General features: G+C 71.6%; 12 protein-coding genes and 1 tRNA gene. 4 read left to right on the forward strand and 9 right to left on the reverse strand.

What is annotated here, in order from left to right; translation table 11 throughout:
• Positions 1 to 143: 143 nt before the first annotated feature.
• The 4 genes from OG456_RS21265 to OG456_RS21280 all read right to left on the reverse strand — a co-directional run bounded on the left by OG456_RS21265 (position 144) and on the right by OG456_RS21280 (position 3,493).
• On the reverse strand, positions 144 to 1,121 hold the full coding sequence (locus OG456_RS21265) for a ribose-phosphate diphosphokinase (RefSeq protein WP_266563317.1): 978 nt from the start codon (positions 1,119 to 1,121) through the stop codon (positions 144 to 146).
• A 119-nt stretch (positions 1,122 to 1,240) separates the two neighbouring features.
• The gene (gene glmU, locus OG456_RS21270) at positions 1,241 to 2,689 is read right to left on the reverse strand and encodes a bifunctional UDP-N-acetylglucosamine diphosphorylase/glucosamine-1-phosphate N-acetyltransferase GlmU (protein WP_266563319.1); all 1,449 of its coding nucleotides are present in this window, start codon (positions 2,687 to 2,689) and stop codon (positions 1,241 to 1,243) included.
• A 117-nt stretch (positions 2,690 to 2,806) separates the two neighbouring features.
• A tRNA-Gln gene (locus tag OG456_RS21275) sits at positions 2,807 to 2,878 on the reverse strand.
• 27 nt (positions 2,879 to 2,905) lie between these two features.
• Positions 2,906 to 3,493 (reverse strand): hypothetical protein, encoded by a 588-nt coding sequence (locus OG456_RS21280; protein ID WP_266563321.1) that lies wholly within the window; start codon positions 3,491 to 3,493, stop codon positions 2,906 to 2,908.
• Between the two features lie 167 nt (positions 3,494 to 3,660).
• Here OG456_RS21280 and OG456_RS21285 point away from each other — a divergent pair, with 167 nt between their 5' ends.
• Positions 3,661 to 4,965, forward strand: a complete 1,305-nt coding sequence (locus OG456_RS21285) for a sensor histidine kinase (RefSeq protein WP_266563323.1) — start codon at positions 3,661 to 3,663, stop codon at positions 4,963 to 4,965.
• A 335-nt stretch (positions 4,966 to 5,300) separates the two neighbouring features.
• Here the strand turns inward: OG456_RS21285 and OG456_RS21290 are convergent, their stop codons facing one another.
• Positions 5,301 to 5,786 (reverse strand): SUKH-3 domain-containing protein, encoded by a 486-nt coding sequence (locus OG456_RS21290; protein ID WP_266563325.1) that lies wholly within the window; start codon positions 5,784 to 5,786, stop codon positions 5,301 to 5,303.
• A gap of 70 nt (positions 5,787 to 5,856) precedes the next feature.
• Positions 5,857 to 6,429, reverse strand: a complete 573-nt coding sequence (locus tag OG456_RS21295; RefSeq protein WP_266563327.1) for a YwqJ-related putative deaminase — start codon at positions 6,427 to 6,429, stop codon at positions 5,857 to 5,859.
• A gap of 221 nt (positions 6,430 to 6,650) precedes the next feature.
• On the opposite strand from OG456_RS21295, the gene OG456_RS21300 reads away from it, so the two are divergent.
• The 3 genes from OG456_RS21300 (at position 6,651) to OG456_RS21310 (ending at position 11,578) form a co-directional block, all read left to right on the forward strand.
• The gene (locus OG456_RS21300) at positions 6,651 to 7,676 is read left to right on the forward strand and encodes an SMI1/KNR4 family protein (RefSeq protein ID WP_266563329.1); all 1,026 of its coding nucleotides are present in this window, start codon (positions 6,651 to 6,653) and stop codon (positions 7,674 to 7,676) included.
• Positions 7,677 to 7,683: 7 nt separating this feature from the next.
• Entirely contained in the window at positions 7,684 to 10,452 is a 2,769-nt protein-coding gene (locus OG456_RS21305; RefSeq protein WP_266563331.1) for an SUKH-4 family immunity protein, read from the forward strand.
• Positions 10,453 to 10,678: 226 nt separating this feature from the next.
• The gene (locus OG456_RS21310; protein ID WP_266563333.1) at positions 10,679 to 11,578 is read left to right on the forward strand and encodes a cellulose-binding protein; all 900 of its coding nucleotides are present in this window, start codon (positions 10,679 to 10,681) and stop codon (positions 11,576 to 11,578) included.
• A gap of 265 nt (positions 11,579 to 11,843) precedes the next feature.
• Here OG456_RS21310 and OG456_RS21315 read toward each other — a convergent pair whose 3' ends face one another.
• The 3 genes from OG456_RS21315 to OG456_RS21325 form a co-directional block, all read right to left on the reverse strand.
• Complete coding sequence (locus OG456_RS21315) at positions 11,844 to 13,469, reverse strand: cation acetate symporter (protein WP_266563334.1); 1,626 nt, start codon at positions 13,467 to 13,469, stop codon at positions 11,844 to 11,846.
• Positions 13,466 to 14,047, reverse strand: a complete 582-nt coding sequence (locus tag OG456_RS21320; RefSeq protein WP_266563336.1) for a DUF485 domain-containing protein — start codon at positions 14,045 to 14,047, stop codon at positions 13,466 to 13,468. The genes OG456_RS21315 and OG456_RS21320 overlap by 4 nt, the downstream gene beginning before the upstream one ends.
• 115 nt (positions 14,048 to 14,162) lie before the next feature.
• Positions 14,163 to 15,767 (reverse strand): MFS transporter, encoded by a 1,605-nt coding sequence (locus OG456_RS21325; protein ID WP_266563337.1) that lies wholly within the window; start codon positions 15,765 to 15,767, stop codon positions 14,163 to 14,165.
• Positions 15,768 to 15,839: the final 72 nt, after the last annotated feature.

Consider the following 15,839-nt stretch of genomic DNA (forward strand, 5'->3'; position numbering starts at 1 on the left):
CGGCCACGAACGGGCCTGCTACGAAGAGCGCGTCGATAACGGACCGCCGCACACAACAGTGCGGCCTCCCTCGCCGAGCAACTCCGTGAGTCTACCCGGCGGGAAGGCCGCCCCAAAATCGATCTAGAAGAGCCGCAGCGCGACTACGCCTGCTCCTCGAACAGGCTCGTCACCGAACCGTCCTCGAAGACCTCACGCACCGCACGCGCGATCGTCGGCGCGATCGACAGCACCGTGATCTTGTCCAGCTCCAGCTCACCCGGCGTCGGCAGCGTGTCCGTGAAGACGAACTCGCTCACCTTCGAGTTCTTCAGACGGTCCGCCGCCGGACCCGAAAGCACACCGTGCGTCGCCGTCACGATGACGTCCTCCGCACCATGCGCGAACAGCGCGTCCGCCGCGGCACAGATCGTGCCACCCGTGTCGATCATGTCGTCGACCAGGACACACACGCGGCCCTTCACATCCCCGACGACCTCGTGCACGGTGACCTGGTTCGCCACGTCCTTGTCACGACGCTTGTGCACGATCGCCAGCGGCGCGCCGAGACGGTCGCACCAGCGGTCGGCGACACGCACGCGGCCGGCGTCGGGAGAGACGACGGTCAGCTTGTCGCGGTCGACCTTCGCCCCCACGTAGTCCGCCAGGATCGGCAGCGCGAACAGGTGGTCGACCGGGCCGTCGAAGAAGCCCTGGATCTGGTCCGTGTGCAGATCCACCGTCAGAATGCGGTCCGCACCCGCCGTCTTCATCAGGTCCGCCACCAGACGCGCCGAAATCGGTTCACGTCCACGGTGCTTCTTGTCCTGACGGGCGTAACCGTAGAACGGCACAATCACCGTGATGGAGCGGGCCGACGCACGCTTCAGCGCGTCGATCATGATGAGCTGCTCCATGATCCACTTGTTGATCGGAGCAGTGTGGCTCTGGATCAGGAAGCAGTCGGCGCCGCGGGCGGACTCCTGATAGCGAACGTAGATCTCGCCGTTGGCGAAATCGAATGCCTTGGTCGGAACGATCCCGACACCGAGAGCATGCGCGACCTCCTCGGCAAGCTCGGGGTGGGCGCGGCCGGAGAAGAGCATCAGTTTCTTCTCGCCGGTCGTCTTGATCCCGCTCACAGCACTTGTCTCCTCAGACGCGTTCTTCCGCCGCTGCGCCCGCTCGTCCCATTAGCAGCGAGGCAGCCGAATCGTGTGCACCTATCACGGTACGCCGTGTCGGACGCAACTGTTTCCGGTCAGCCTTCGCTGCCGGCCTCCCGGGACGCCTCCTCAGCCGCCTTCGCAGCCGCACTCCCCGGACGCTTACGGGCCACCCAACCCTCGATATTCCGCTGCTGGCCACGGGCCACGGCCAGCGAACCCGCCGGCACATCCTTCGTGATCACAGACCCCGCAGCGGTGTACGCACCGTCCCCGACCGTGACAGGCGCCACAAACATGTTGTCCGAACCCGTCTTGCAATGCGACCCGACAGTCGTGTGGTGCTTGCTCTCACCGTCGTAGTTCACGAACACACTCGCGGCACCGATGTTCGTGAAGTCACCGATCGTCGCGTCCCCCACGTACGACAGATGCGGCACCTTCGTACCCTCACCGATCGTCGAGTTCTTCGTCTCCACATACGTACCGATCTTGGACCTCACGCCCAGCCGCGTACCCGGCCGCAGATACGCGAACGGACCCACCGACGCGCCCTCGCCCACCTCGGCACCGTCCGCCACCGTGTTGTCGACCCGCGCCCCCGCACCGACCTTCGTGTCCCTCAGCCGCGTGTTCGGCCCCACCTCGGCACCCTCACCCAGCCACGACTCACCCAGGAGCTGCGTACCCGGATGCACGATCGCGTCCCGCTCGAACCCCACCGTCACATCGACCCACGTCGACGCCGGATCCACGATCGTCACGCCCGCGAGCATCGCCCGCTCGACGAGGCGCTCGTTCAGCGTCCGACGCGCCTCCGCCAACTGCACACGGTTGTTGATACCCGCGATCTCACGGTGATCCGCCGCCACCGAAGCACCCACACGGTGCCCGGCCTCCCGCAGAATCCCCAGCACATCCGTCAGGTACTCCTCGCCCTGACTGTTGTCCGTACGCACCTTGCCCAGCGCATCCGCCAGCAGCGCACCGTCGAACGCGAACACACCCGAGTTGATCTCACGAATCGCATGCTGCGACTCACTCGCGTCCTTGTGCTCGACGATCGCCGTCACCGCACCCGACGCACCGTCCCGCACGATCCGGCCGTAACCGGTCGCATCCGGAACCTCCGCCGTCAGCACCGTCACCGCATTGCCGTCACCGGTGTGAGTCGCCGACAGGTGCTTCAGCGTCTCGCCGGTCAGCAGCGGCGTGTCACCGCACACCACGATCACCGTGCCGTCGACAGCGCCACCGAGCTCCTCGAGCCCCATGCGCACGGCATGCCCCGTGCCGTTCTGCTGCTCCTGCACGGCGGTACGGGCGTCCGGATCGATCCCGGCGAGGTGCTCACGCACCCGGTCCCGCTCGTGACCCACGACGACGACCAGGTTCTCGGGGCTCAACTCCCGTGCGGCGGCGAGCACATGCCCGACGAGGGAGCGACCACTGATCTCGTGCAGGACTTTGGGTGTGGCCGACTTCATACGGGTGCCCTCACCCGCTGCAAGAACGACGACGGCGGCCGGGCAATTGGCGCTCACGGGTGGCCCTTCGGCTTCGGATGCTGTGTGGGGTGGACATCCGCAGGATACCGGGGCGTTGTGGGCGCGAAATGGGGGCGGGTTTTCCCGGCCCGTCGGGCCGCGCCACGTTGTGAGCTCCCCCGCCAGGACTTGAACCCGGACAGATGGCACCAAAAGCCACAGTGCTGCCAATTACACCACGGGGGATGGAAACGGCCTAAGTCGGACATTTCGTCAGGCTGTCGGCCGGGCTCCCAACACTATGCCGTACCAAGTGCCTTCCATGCGACGGTACAACTCGGCGCTTTGGCGGACATAGATCACGAGGCAGCCGTGGTAGTTCTCTCCGGTGTTCTTCCGGACGGTTCGTGGGTTGCGTTTCTTGATCGTGGGCTTGCTGAATACGGAAGCGTCGACGCCGACGACCTCTGCCCAGTGCGCCTCGGCTGCCGCAACGTCGGCCGACTCGTGATTCATGCGGGCGCGCTGCTCCTCGGGTGTGCACCTGGCCTCAGGTTTGGGCATGTCTCGGACCCATAGCGAGACCGAGCTCTTCGAGCAGCCCAGCTCGGCCTGGATCTCGTTGTACGTCCGCCCTGGTCGACGCAGCTCCCGCGCCTGAGCCCGTAGATCGTCCTTTGCGTTGGGGCGCTTGCTCCGCTCGGCCGGAGGCTCGCCCCTGACGAGGCGGCTCAAGGTCTCCTTGCTGCGCACCCCCAGCTCGTCGGCGATCTGGCGAAGGCTCCGCCCATTCCGTCGCAGTGCTATCGCCTGCTCCCGCAACCGCTCGAAGTCGGCGTACTTGCCTGTGGTCTGTGTCATAGGCGCAGGCTCGTTCGGGATGAGCTCGGGTGGGTCGTATTTGCATATGGGCCAACAGTTCGAGGGATACCGGCTGGTTTCGCTTCTGTTCGAATGGTGCCCGTGGCAGGGGGCCGTCGCGGAAACTCACCGGAAAAGGGGCACTGTGCGCCCGTAGGCTGGACGGCATGACCACGACGGGGGAAATGCACCGGGCGGCCGGGGGGCCGTGGTGGTGGGAGCGGCGGCGTAGTGCCGTGCTCGATGTCGGGCTGGCCGTCGCGTCGGCGGCGGAGTGCGGGGTGGAGGGGGTCGGGTTCGCGCGGGACGCCGGGGTGCCGGCGGCCGTGGGTGTTGTTTTCGGGGTGCTTGCCGGGGCCATGCTGGTGCTGCGGCGGCGGTGGCCGATCGCGGTGGTGCTGGTCGGGGTCGCGGTGACTCCGGCCCGGATGGGTGTGCTGTTGAGCGTGGTGGGTCTCTACACGCTGGCCGCGTCCGAGATGCCGCGGCGGATCATCGGGGCCCTGGCGGGGATGTCGTTCGTCGGGACGCTGATCGTGTCGGTGGTGCGGGCGCAGCAGGACATGGGGCACGGGAATCTCGTGCGGGTGGGGGACTGGTTCGTTCCGTTCGTCGCCATCACGACGTCGTTGGGTGTGACCGCTCCGCCGTTGCTGCTGGGGCTTTATGTCGGTGCGCGGCGGCGTCTCATGGAGAGTTTGCGGGAGCGGAACGATTCGCTGGAGCGGGAGCTTCAGTTGCTCGCGGAGCGCGCGGAGGAGCGGGCCGAGTGGGCGCGGGGTGAGGAGCGGACGCGGATCGCCCGGGAGATGCATGACGTGGTGGCGCACCGGGTGAGTTTGATGGTGGTGCATGCGGCGGCGTTGCAGGCGGTGGCCCGTAAGGATCCGGAGAAGGCCGTGAAGAACGCGGCGCTGGTCGGGGACATGGGGCGGCAGGCGTTGACCGAGTTGCGGGAGATGCTCGGTGTGATGCGGTCCGGTGGCGGCGGGCGTGAGCCGGGTGCTGCGGTGCCGTTGGCGGCGGTGGGGGTGGCGGCTGCGGCTGCGGCGTCGCGTGCCGTCGATGACGAGGACGGGCCGTGTCTGGGTGATCTCGATGAGCTGGTGGGTCAGTCGCGGGCTGCGGGCATGGTGGTGGAGCTGCTCGTCGAGGGCGATATGCGGTCGTATGTCGCGGCGGTGGAGCAGACCGCGTACCGGGTGGTGCAGGAGGCGCTGACGAACGTGCACAAGCATGCGGCGGGCGCGAAGACGTATGTGCGGCTGGCTCATCGGGTGTCGGAGATCGCGATGCAGGTGGAGAACGAGCCGCCGCCGGACGCGGATTCGGCGTCGGATGTGCGGTTGCCGAGTGGGGGGAACGGGCTCGTCGGGATGAAGGAGCGGGTGGCGGGCCTGGGTGGGGTCTTCGTGTGCGGGCCGACTGATGCGGGTGGGTATCGGGTGTCGGCTGTGTTGCCTGCGGCCTAGGGGCTGCAGGGGAGTTGGGGGCTGCCTGCGGCTCAAGGGTTGCGGGTGTGTGGCTGCGCCGCTGTGGGTTTTTCTGTGGCTGGCGGTGGTCCGCGCCGGGTGTCGGTCGTGGCGGGGCCGCGCCGGGATGTACGTGCTCGCTGTTCTATGGGGCTTCGTCTCCGGGCCCATGCCGCCCGAGTGTGGTGCTGGTGGCTCCGCGCGCACATCCCGGCACGTCCCCTCGCGTCTCGTAGGCGCGTGGCGGCCGGTGGGGTCTCGGGGCCGCGGGGCTGTGCTGTGGCTGTCTGTCGTGTGCCGGTGCGCTGTGGCCCGGTCCGCGTGTGCGCGCCGCGCTAGGCCGCGGTCAGGCGGGTCGGCTGGGTGCCGTTGACGAGGGTTTCCAGGGCGTGGTCGATGCCGGGGCCGAGGTACCAGTCGCCGCTGTGGTCGAGGGCGTAGACGCGGCCTTCGGTGTCGATGGCGAGGAGTGCTTCGGAGCCGGATTCCGCACCGAGGGGGCAGACCTCGGTGTCGAGGGCGCGGCCGAGGTCGCCGAGGGTGCGGGCCATGTGGAGGCCGTGGAGCGGGTCGAGGTGGGGCTGGGCGGGGGCTATCTGGCGGCCGGGGCCCTGGGGGGTGAGGTGGAGGCCGCCGAATTCGGCCCAGGCCTCGACGGCGGCGGGGAAGACGGTGTGGCGGTGGCCGGCGGGGGATACGTGGGTGCGCAGGGCGTCGGCCCAGAATTCGGCCTGTTTGATGTCCCAGCGTCCGGGCTGCCAGCCGGCGGCGCGCAGTGCTGCGTCGACGGGGGCGGTGAAGCGGGTGCGGTCGGCGGTCATGTGGGGTGGCCTCGTCCTGTTCTGCTGGGGCCTGCGGTGGTGCGTGCGTGCTGCCGTGCGCCGGTTCCGGTCAGCCGGTGGTGACCGCGGCCGGGTCCACGACGTGGACGCCGAAGTGGGCGGTGAGTGCGGCGCAGGCGCGGCAGGGGCGGGCGAAGCCGCCGTGCAGGGGGTCGCCGTCCTCGCGGATACGGCGGGTGGTGAGTTTGGCGTGTTTGAGGGCTTTGCGGGCTTCGCCGTTGGTCATGGGTTTGCGGCGGGCGCGTTTGGAGCGTTCCTCGTCGGCGGCCGTGAGGTGGCGGGAGATGAGGATCGTTTCGGCGCAGCGTCCGGTGAAGCGGTCGCGCTGGGCGCTGGTGAGGGTGTCGAGGAAGTCCTGGACGAGGGGGTGCAGGGCGGGGGCGTGTTCGCCGCGGGCTGCGGTGCTGGTCAGTGTGGTGCCGCGCACGGAGAGGGCGGCGGCGACGGTGGGCAGGATGCCGTCGCGGCGCTGGCGCAGGGCTGGGGCGGGCGCTTCCTCGGCGCTGCTCCAGCCGACGCGTGGGTCGCCGGAGGCGCCGTCGGCGGTGGCCGGGTGCCCGGTGTCGGGCTCCGAGGCGGTCGCGACGGCCGTGTCGGATGACGGTGCGGTGCTGCTCTGCATGTGCTGCTTCCCCTCCTGCAATCCCCCGGGTTGCGTGCACAGACTGCCAAATGCGGCCGGTGGTGCGGAAGCTGGGGCGCGGCGACACGCGGGAGCGTGGGCTCATCGTCACGGTGGGGTGACTGCTGGTCATGGAACCGGAGGGCCGGTGACCGGTGTCGTACAACCGCATAGGCTGTCGCTATCCGCGATCCATAACAGTGCCGCAGGGGGCAACCGCCATGACGACAGGTCGGCTCGGGCAGCAAGCCGCGCCGCCGAACGCGGCCTACGCCGGGCAGGTCGTGCACTTCCCGGACCCGGTCCGTGCAGCGCGCCATCCCAGGGGCGTACGGATCGACGGGAACGGCTATCCGGATTTTTCTGCCTACGCGCGTGCCGCGGCGGAGATCGCCGAGCCCCCGGAGGGGTTCGGGGTCGATGAGCTGCGGCTGACGGACTTTGTGTCGGCGAACGCGGCGATGGCCGCCGCCGGGCATGACTTGTGGGACACGATCGTGCCGGTGGCGACGCCGCACGGCTGGACCTGGCATCACGTGCCGGGCAGTCGTCGCATGGAGCTGGTCCCGGTCGAGGTGAAGGCGCTGCTGCGGCATCACGGCGGTCTCGCGACGGCGGCGGTGGATCACGGCAAGCGGGGGACGCGTCCGTTGCAGGAGACGCGGCCGGCGCACTTCGGGCTGCCGAAGTCGTCGGTGGCGGTGACGGAGCAGCAGGTCCTCGGTGCCGAGGAGGATCTGGGGTACCGGTTGCCGGGTGCGTACCGGGCGTTCCTGAAGGCGGCGGGCGGGTGCGCTCCGGTGGGGGCGGCGCTGGACGCCGAGCTCGGGCTTCTGGTGGACCAGCCGTTCTTCACGGTGCGCGACGAGGCCGCGGTCAACGATCTGGTGTACGTCAACAAGTGTCTGCGTGATCACCTGACCAAGGACTATCTGGGTGTCGGGTTCGTGCAGGGCGGCATTCTCGCCGTGAAGGTCAAGGGTGACCGGGCGGGTTCGGTGTGGTTCTGCGCGTACGACGACGCGCGGGACAGCGGGGACACGGCCGGCTGGTCGGTCGCGGAGCGGGTGGAGCGTCTGCTGCTGCCGTGCGGTGACGACTTCGACGCGTTCCTGGCCCGGCTCGCGGGCAATCCACCGGAGCTGGAGACGGTGGCGAACCTGATGGTGGACGGCGGTTTCGCGAGTGCGGTCGACGCCGCGGGCGCGGCCGTGCCGGCTGCTTCGACTGTCCCGGACGAGGGGTGAGTGTCCGATGGTGACGTTCGCGCAGGCGCAGGAGCGCGCGGAAGAGTGGATCAACGGCGATGTGCCCGGCTATCAGCACCGTGAGGTGCGGGTGCGGGAGTTCGAGCTGGGGTTCGTGGTGTGGGCCGAGGACCGCGAGGGCGGTCCGGTGTCCGACGGCGGGCGGCAGCGGCTCGTCATCGCGCGCGACAGCGGGGACGCCTCGCTGTGGCCGGGGCTGCCGGTGGGTGAGGTGATCCGGCGGTACGAGGAGGAGTACGGGCTGCCGGAGGCTTCGCCGGAGCCGGCGGACGCGCCGCCGGAGCGGGTGGACCTGAATCAGACGTCGTTCCTGTTGAGCCCTCCGGAGTGGCTCCAGGAGGCGGCGGACAAGCTGGGTATTCCGGACCGGCGGGGGGATGCGTCGTCGGCCGGCGCGTCTTCCGGGGCTGGTTCCGGTACGGGTTCTGGGTCCCGTCCGGGTTCTGCTTCCGGTGCGGGTTCGGGTGTGTCCGCGCCTGAGCCGGCCGCCCCCGCGCCCGCGAGTGCCGACGCGGGCAGCGGCGCGACGCCGTGGCCCGCCTCGCCCGCGGCGCCTTCCGGGGCGACCCCGTGGGCCGGTACGGACACGAACGCGGACGAGGAGGAGGACCGCTCGGTCGCGCCTCCGGCGACGGTGTTCGCGCCGCCGTTGGTGGACGAGGGTGATGTGCCTGCGCCCGCCGCCGCGCCGGAGGCCAAGACAGCGCTGATGTCGGGCGGCAGCCGGCTTCCGCGTACGGCGGTGGCCCCGGCGGCGATCGACGGGCAGGCTCCCGCCGCTCCGGGCACCCCGCCGCCGGGTGCTCCCGATGCGTACGGCTACCCGCAGGGTCCCGGCGGGCAGCAGACTCCGCCGCCCGGCGCCCCGCCGAACTACGGCTACCCGCAGGGGCCCGGCACTCCGCCCCCGTCCAACGTGCCGCAGGCGCCCGGGAGTTCGCGGGGCGGTGTGTCGCAGCCTCCGCCGCCCACCTACGGCTACCCGCAGGGTCCGGGCCGGCAGCAGACGCCGCCGCAGGGTGCTCCCGACGCGTACGGCTACCCGCAGGGCCCCGGCGCGCAGCAGACTCCGCCGCCGGGTGGGCAGGGTGCGCCCGGGCGGCCGCTCGCGCCCGGGGCCGGTGACATCGCCGACGCCGCGACCAGCAAGGCGCAGGGTCCGCCCCGCGGTGCGCGCGGTGGCGGCGCGACGACTCCGCCGCCGCCCGGTGCGCCGGGCACTCCCGGTGCGCGCCCCTCGGGGCCCGGCGCTCCGGGTACCCCGGCGGGCGGCTACGTTCCGACGCAGCTCGTCTCTCAGCTCGGCCCCGACGGGCCCGAGGCGCCGCCCGCCCCGGGTGGTACGCCGCCCGGCGGTGTGCACCACGCCGCGACGATGCTGGCCGACCCGAGCTTGGGTGGCCCCGGTGCTCCCAAGCCGCCCGGTCCGCCCGGCGCCCCCGGCGCGCCGCAGCCTCCCGGCCCGCCCGGGGGGACGCCGCCCGGTGGTGTGCACCATGCCGCGACGATGCTGGCCCAGCCGGGACCGGCCGGTCCCGGCACGCCGCCCCCGCCGGCGGCACCCGGCGTGCCTGGTGCTCCCGGTGCGCCGGGTGCACCCGGTGGTGGTGTCCATCACGCCGCGACGATGCTGGCCGGTCCCGGTCAGGCCGGACCCGGCATGCCTCCTCCCCCGCCGCCGCAGGCGCCGGGCGGTATGCCGATGCCGCCGCCGATGCCCGGTCAGCAGGTTCCGGGGGGTCCGCCCCCGGCCTCGTACGGGTATCCGCAGCCCACGGGTCAGCCGACCGTCGGGCCCGGCTATCAGGCCGTGCTGCGCTACCGCGCGCCCGACGGCTCCGAGCAGCAGCTCATCCGCCGCTCGGCGCCCGGTACGCCGCACCCGGAGTGGCAGATCTTCCATGAGCTGCGCGGCATGAACATCCCGCCGGACCAGGTCCTGGAGCTGCACACGGAGCTGGAGTCCTGCGAGCTGCCGGGTGCGTACTGCGCCCGCATGATCCGTGAACAGTGGCCGCAGGCCAGGATCACGTCCATCGCCCCGTACGGCAGGGACCACGCGTCGCGCCAGCAGGGCATGCAGCAACTGATCGCGCACCAGGGCGAGTTGCACCAGGTGGCGGACGGTCCGGCGCGGCTCGCGCCGGTGCGTGCGCCGCTGCCGCCCGCGCAGCCGATGCCGCCGGTTCCGCCGGAGGCGATCGGGCATGAGCTGGCCGCGGCGTTCGGTCCTGGGGTGTTCCGGTTCGACCAGCGGGCCGTGTCCCGTCAGGGCGTGCCGGACATCGTGGCGCACACCCTCGTCGTGGCGGGGCTGCCCGCCGACTTCGGGCCGTTCTTCTGGGCGCAGGCCCAGCCGGGCCGCCCGGTGCCGACGCTTGCCGAGCTGGCGCAGGAGCGGGGGGCGCAGCCCGCGTCGGACGCGGGTTCGTACCTCGTGATGGGCAGTGACTTCGGGCGGGCGATCTGTGTCCAGTACGGCACGGCGAACATCGTGGCCGTGCCGGTGGAGGCGGGTCCCGGCGGTGCGCCGGTGCCGCCGCAGTTCGTGAACACGGGCCTGCCCGAGTTCGCGCGCAGCCTCGCGGTGCTCGGCCGGATGTGGCCGCTGCGGTTCGGGCTCAACCAGGAGCAGGCGGGCCGCTGGACCGTCGACTTCCAGGCGCAGCTGGCCGCTGTCGACCCGGCGGCGCTCGCGTCGCCGGAGGGCTGGTGGTCGGTGCTGCTCGAGCAGATGTGGGACGGCCTGCTGTAACCCGCGTACAGAGGTACTGGAGAGGCGCGCGACCGTATCGGTCGCGCGCCTCTCCTTCTTTTGGGCGGGATGTGACCTGCCTCGCCCTCAAGGCTCTCGATTCCGACTTTCGGCAGTATTTGACGCATCCTTGTCGAGTGGGTTGGGCGGAGTGTCTTGATTTGAGCGCTTCGGCTCGATCAGGTGCCGGGTAGGAGAGCCGAAGAGGCGACGAGGGGAATCAAGGATGAGCAGCGGTGCGTCGGTGTCGCCCCATGGCTTCGTCACGGGACGGGGCCGCGGCTACCGTCCCGGGCAGGTGGACGCGCTGGCCGCCGAGCTGTCCCAGGGCCGCGACGACGCCCGTGAGCGCGTCGCCCGGCTGACCGTCGAGGTCGAGGAGCTGGAGGCCGAGGCGCAGCGGCTGCGGCTGGCCGTGACGCAGCTCGCCCCGCAGACGTACGAGTCCCTCGGCGACCGCGCCCGCGAGATCCTCGCCCTCGCCGAGGAGGCGGCGGACGGAGTACGGGCGGCCGCCGCCGATGACGTCCGGCGGATCACGCAGGACGCGGAGGCCCGCGCGCGGGAGACGCGAGAGGCGGCCCGCGCCGCGGCCGACGCCGTACGGGCCGAGGCCGAGCAGTGGGCCGACGAACGGCTGGGCGCCGGCCGGGCCACGGCCGACGGGGTCCGCGCCGCCGCACGTGACGAGGCGAAGGAACGGCGCGAGGAAGCGCTCGCCGCGCTCGACGACGTGCGGGAGCGGACCGCGGCGACCCTCGCCGCGCAGGAGAAGGACCACGCCGAGCGGCGGGACGAGGCCGAGCGGGAGATCGCCGGGCAGGAGGCCGCGGCGGACACACGCGAGGCGGAGCGCCTGGAACTGGCCGAGGGGCGGCTGTCCGAGGCGCGGCGGGCGTTCGCCGAGGCGGAGGAGTCGGCCCGGCACGGCGAGGAGGACGCCGAGGCCCGCGCCGCGGAGCTCCTCGCGGAGGCGACCCTGCACGAGGAGGGCGTGGGCCGCGAGACGGAGCGGGTGCTGCGCGCGCACGGCGAGAAGTGGGACGAGGTCCGCGCCCACATGGAACACGTCCGCACCACCCTGGCCACGCTCACGGGCCGCAACTCCGCCGGCGGGGCGTCGTAGGCGCTGTCGGCCACGGGCCGCGCCGACCCTGACGGCACGCGGTAAGCGGGCCGCGCCCTCGCCGGCGGGGAGCCGTGAAGCCGCCGGAGTCTCGCCGGCGGGACGCGGTGAGGGGCCGCAGTCTCGCCGACGAGACGCCGTGAAGGCGCCGCAACCCCGCCGACGAGACGCCGCAACCCCGCCGACGAGGCGCCGCAACCCCGTCGACGAGGCGCCGCAACCCCGCAGGCGGGGCGTCGTAGCCGGGCGCGTGGACCGTGTCGGGCTACCCGTCCTGCCCCTTCGGGACCTGCCGCGTCGCGCCCGCCAAGATCCACGCCTCCACCGCCTCGTACTGGCGGCGTTGGCCGTCGGCCGTTCGGCGGCCGGAGGCCAGCGTGCCAAGCCAGCCGAAGAGGAAGCCCAGCGGGATCGAGGCGATGCCCGTCGTGGTGAACGGGAACCAGTTGAAGTCCTGGCCGGGGAACGCCGAGGTGGGCGAGCCCGACACCAGGTTGGTGCCCGTCATCAGGACGAGGCAGGACGCCGTGCCGCCGAGCAGTGTCCACAGCAGGCCCGTACTCGTGTAGCGGCGCCAGAACAGGCTGTAGACGAGCGCGGGCGCGAGCGCCGAGGCGCCCAGGCAGAACGACAGCGTGACCAGCGGCTGGAGGTTGTAGTGCTGGACGAACGTGGCCAGGAGGATCGCGGGCACGCCGACGGACAGCGCCGAGACGCGGGCCAGCGTCATCTCCTTGCGGGCGGTGAGCGGCGTCCTGCGGTGCGCGAAGACGTCGTGCGCGAGGGAGTTGGCGCAGGCCAGGATCATTCCGGCGACCGAGGCGAGCAGCGTGAGGAAGAGCGCCGTGGTGACCGTGGTGAACACCAGCGTCTCCGCCGTGGAGGCGTCCGCGCCGAACGCGGCCCGCGCCCCGAGCAGATACGCGGTGTTGCCCTGCGGGTCCGCCGCGGCGACGGCGGCCCGGCCGAGGAACGCCGTCGCGCCGAACCCGATGATCGCGATGATCAGGACGAAGAGGCCGACCGCCGACACCGCCCAGGACATCGAGCGGCGCACCTCACGCGCGCTGCGCGCCGTGTACATGCGCATCGTGACGTGGGGCAGGCACGCACCGCCCAGGACGACGGTCAGCTCCGAACTGATCATGTCCAGGCGGGGGTTGGCGGTGCCGGCGAACTGGAGGCCCGAGTGCAGGAAGGCGTTGCCCACGCCGCTGGCCTGCGCGGCCTGTGAGGCGAGGGCGCCGGGGTTCCAGTCGAAGCGGTACAGGATCAGGAGGGCGACGGTCAGGCCCGATCCGAGCAGCATCACGGTCTTCATGATCTGGATGAGGGCGGTGCCCTTCATGCCGCCGATCGCCGCGTAGCTGATCATCAGGGCGCCGAGCGCGATGACGCAGCCCGTCTTGAACCCCTCGCTGGTGAAGCCGAGGACGAACGCCAGCAGGTCACCGGCGCCCGCCAGTTGGACCAGCATCAGCGGGAGCAGCGCCGCGAGGGTGGTGGCGCACGCGGTGATGCGTACGGCGCGTCCCGGCAGGCGGCGGGCGATCACGTCGCCCATGGTGAACCGGCCCGCGTTGCGCAGGGGTTCGGCCAGCAGGAACATCAGGAGCATCAGGGACAGGGACGTGCTCAGGGCGAGGACGATCCCGTCGTAGCCGGTGAGCGCGATGATGCCGCCGGTGCCGAGGACGGTCGCCGCGGAGATGTAGTCGCCCGCGATGGCGAGGCCGTTGCGCATCGGGGTGAGGGAGCCGAAGCCGGTGTAGAACTCGTCGAGGTTGTCGCGGTCGGGGCCGGTCATCACGCACAGGAGCAGCGTGATGGTGGCGACCGCGGTGAAGGCGACCAGGGACATGCCCTGGGCCGAGCTGCTGAAGTCCGTCATCGGAAGTTCCCCCCGGCCGTTCCGGGAGTCGGACGCTGGTCCAACTCGGCTTGTCTGCGCAGCCGGTGGGCGAGCGGGTCGACGCGGCGGCGGGCGGTGTACTCGTAGAGCCAGAGCGCGAGCGCGGTCACCGGGAGCTGGCACAGACCGAGGAAGAGACCGGTGGAGAAGCCGCCGGGGAGGGTGCCCGTCATGAGGGAGGGCGCGAACGCCGACAGGACGAGGAAGACGGTGAAGTAGCCGAGCGCGGTGAGCGTGGCGACGCGTCGCTGCCATCGGTAGGCGCTGCGCAGCAGTCGCAGGTCGCTGTGGTGGCCGAGCGCGGGGTGGCGCGGGAGTCGGTGCGTGGGCGCGGGTGGTGGGGGAGGGGGTGCCCAGGGATAGGTGAGGGCGGGGTCGGGCTGCCGTTGTGGGTGCGGCGGTTGTTGCGGGTACGGCTGCGGTTGCGGGTACGGCTGCTGTGGCTGCTGGTACCCGTGCCGGTTCTGGTTTCCGTGCTGGCTCCGGCCCGTGGGGAAGGGGGCCTGCCATGGCTCGTTCTGGTGGTCGGAATATGAGCGGTGCGGTGTGTCGGACATCCCGGTTCTCCTTGCGCGGCTTGGGTCCGCCGGGGATTGCGGACGCAGGGAGCGAGGGGGGAGCCGGAACGTTACTCGTAGGTAGGCGCTTTCCGCGACGGTTCTCGCGAACTGTTCAGTCGGTTCGTTGTGAGAGGCGTGAGTGATGCTGATGCGTATCTTGTGAGCCGACTGAGTTGCCATCGGCCCCAGATGTCGCCTCACCCGACCGCTCGCTGCCCCTCTCACCGTCCTGGTCGAGCACCGGGAATCGTCGCGGTGCGAGGCACAGCAGGGCGATCAGCGCCAGCGCGGCCGCGCACGCGGCGCCCAGGTAGACCGAGTCGACGGCCGCCGCCACGGCCCGCCGCAGCCGATCCGGGTCGGCCACGGAGGCGGGGTCCTGCAGGGCCTTGGCCACCGAGTCGAGGGACCCCGCGCCGCCCAGGCGCCCGGCGAGCACGGTGTTGGCGACGGCGCCGAACAGGGCGGCGCCGACCGTCTGGCCTATCTGCCGGCAGAACAGGACGGACGCGGTCGTCGTGCCGCGCTCGGCCCACCCGACGGTCGACTGGACCCCGACGATCAGGGGCAGTTGGAAGAGTCCGAGCGCCGCGCCGAGCAGCAGCATGACCAGCGTGGGCTGCCAGGCGGCCCCGGGATAGGGCAGCAGCGGGAACGCGAGCAGGATGAGGAGCGCGGCCGCGATGCCGACGACGGCCGTGTTGCGGAAGCCGATCCTGCGGTACACGTGCTGGCTGAGGGCCGCGGAGACGGGCCAGCTCAGCGTCATCACGGAGAGCACGAACCCGGCGGCCATGGGCGCGAGCCCGAGGACGGCCTGTGCGTACGTGGGCACGAACACGGTCGGCGCGACCATCAGGAGGCCCAGCGCGCCGAGCGCGAGGTTGACGGCGGCGATGGTGCGGCGTCGCCAGACCCAGCCGGGGATGATCGGTTCGACGGCCCGCCGTTCGATGGCGACGACGGCGCCGATCAGCGCGACCCCCGTACCGAACATGGCGATCGACGGAACCGAGAGCCAGTCCCAGGCGACGCCGCCCTGCACGAGCGCGGTCAGGAGTACCCCGCCGCACGCGAACACGGCGAGCGCGCCGGCCCAGTCGATGCGGGCGCGCGGCCCCTTCTCCCGTACCGGTTCGTGGAGATGGCGCACGACGAGCCAGAGGGCGACGGCGCCGACGGGCACGTTGATCAGGAAGATCCAGCGCCAGCCCGCGTACGAGGCGAGCAGTCCGCCGAGTGCCGGGCCCGCGACGGACGAGGTCGCCCACACCGTCGACAGCCTGGCCTGGATGCGGGGGCGTTCCTTGAGCGGGTAGAGGTCGGCGGCGAGAGTCTGGATGGTGCCCTGGATGGCGCCGCCGCCCAGGCCCTGGACGACGCGGAAGGCGATGAGCGCGCCCATGTTCCAGGAACCCGCGCACAGGACCGATCCGACGAGGAAGAGGACGCTGCCGCCGATGAGGACGGGCTTGCGGCCGAAGGTGTCGGACAGTTTCCCGTAGACCGGCAGCGTGACGGTGACGGCGAGCAGGTAGCCCGAGAAGAGCCAGGAGAAGACGGAGAAGCCGCCGAGGTCGCCGACGATCTGCGGGACCGCCGTGGAGACGATGGTGGAGTCGAGCGCCGCCAAGGCCATGGAGAGCATCAGCGCCGCGACGACCGCGCCCCGGCGCCGGTCCTTCCCCGTGCCCGCCTGCGTTGTCGCGCCGCCCACCGGATTCCTTCCCCCTGCATCTATCTCGCCCCCGACACCTTCTCACCTGACCCTGCCGCGGCGGGAGGGTGG

Source organism: Streptomyces sp. NBC_01446 (assembly GCF_026340095.1).
Taxonomy (GTDB): Bacteria; Actinomycetota; Actinomycetes; order Streptomycetales; family Streptomycetaceae; genus Streptomyces; species Streptomyces aureus.

What these genes read in the sequence shown, in the direction of transcription:
- OG456_RS21280 (WP_266563321.1), bottom strand. Translation starts at nt 3,493, where the DNA reads ATGACACAGACCACAGGCAAGTACGCCGACTTCGAGCGGTTGCGGGAG.
- OG456_RS21285 (WP_266563323.1), top strand. Translation starts at nt 3,661, where the DNA reads ATGACCACGACGGGGGAAATGCACCGGGCGGCCGGGGGGCCGTGGTGG.
- OG456_RS21290 (WP_266563325.1), bottom strand. Translation starts at nt 5,786, where the DNA reads ATGACCGCCGACCGCACCCGCTTCACCGCCCCCGTCGACGCAGCACTG.
- OG456_RS21295 (WP_266563327.1), bottom strand. Translation starts at nt 6,429, where the DNA reads ATGCAGAGCAGCACCGCACCGTCATCCGACACGGCCGTCGCGACCGCC.
- OG456_RS21300 (WP_266563329.1), top strand. Translation starts at nt 6,651, where the DNA reads ATGACGACAGGTCGGCTCGGGCAGCAAGCCGCGCCGCCGAACGCGGCC.
- OG456_RS21305 (WP_266563331.1), top strand. Translation starts at nt 7,684, where the DNA reads ATGGTGACGTTCGCGCAGGCGCAGGAGCGCGCGGAAGAGTGGATCAAC.
- OG456_RS21310 (WP_266563333.1), top strand. Translation starts at nt 10,679, where the DNA reads ATGAGCAGCGGTGCGTCGGTGTCGCCCCATGGCTTCGTCACGGGACGG.
- OG456_RS21315 (WP_266563334.1), bottom strand. Translation starts at nt 13,469, where the DNA reads ATGACGGACTTCAGCAGCTCGGCCCAGGGCATGTCCCTGGTCGCCTTC.
- OG456_RS21320 (WP_266563336.1), bottom strand. Translation starts at nt 14,047, where the DNA reads ATGTCCGACACACCGCACCGCTCATATTCCGACCACCAGAACGAGCCA.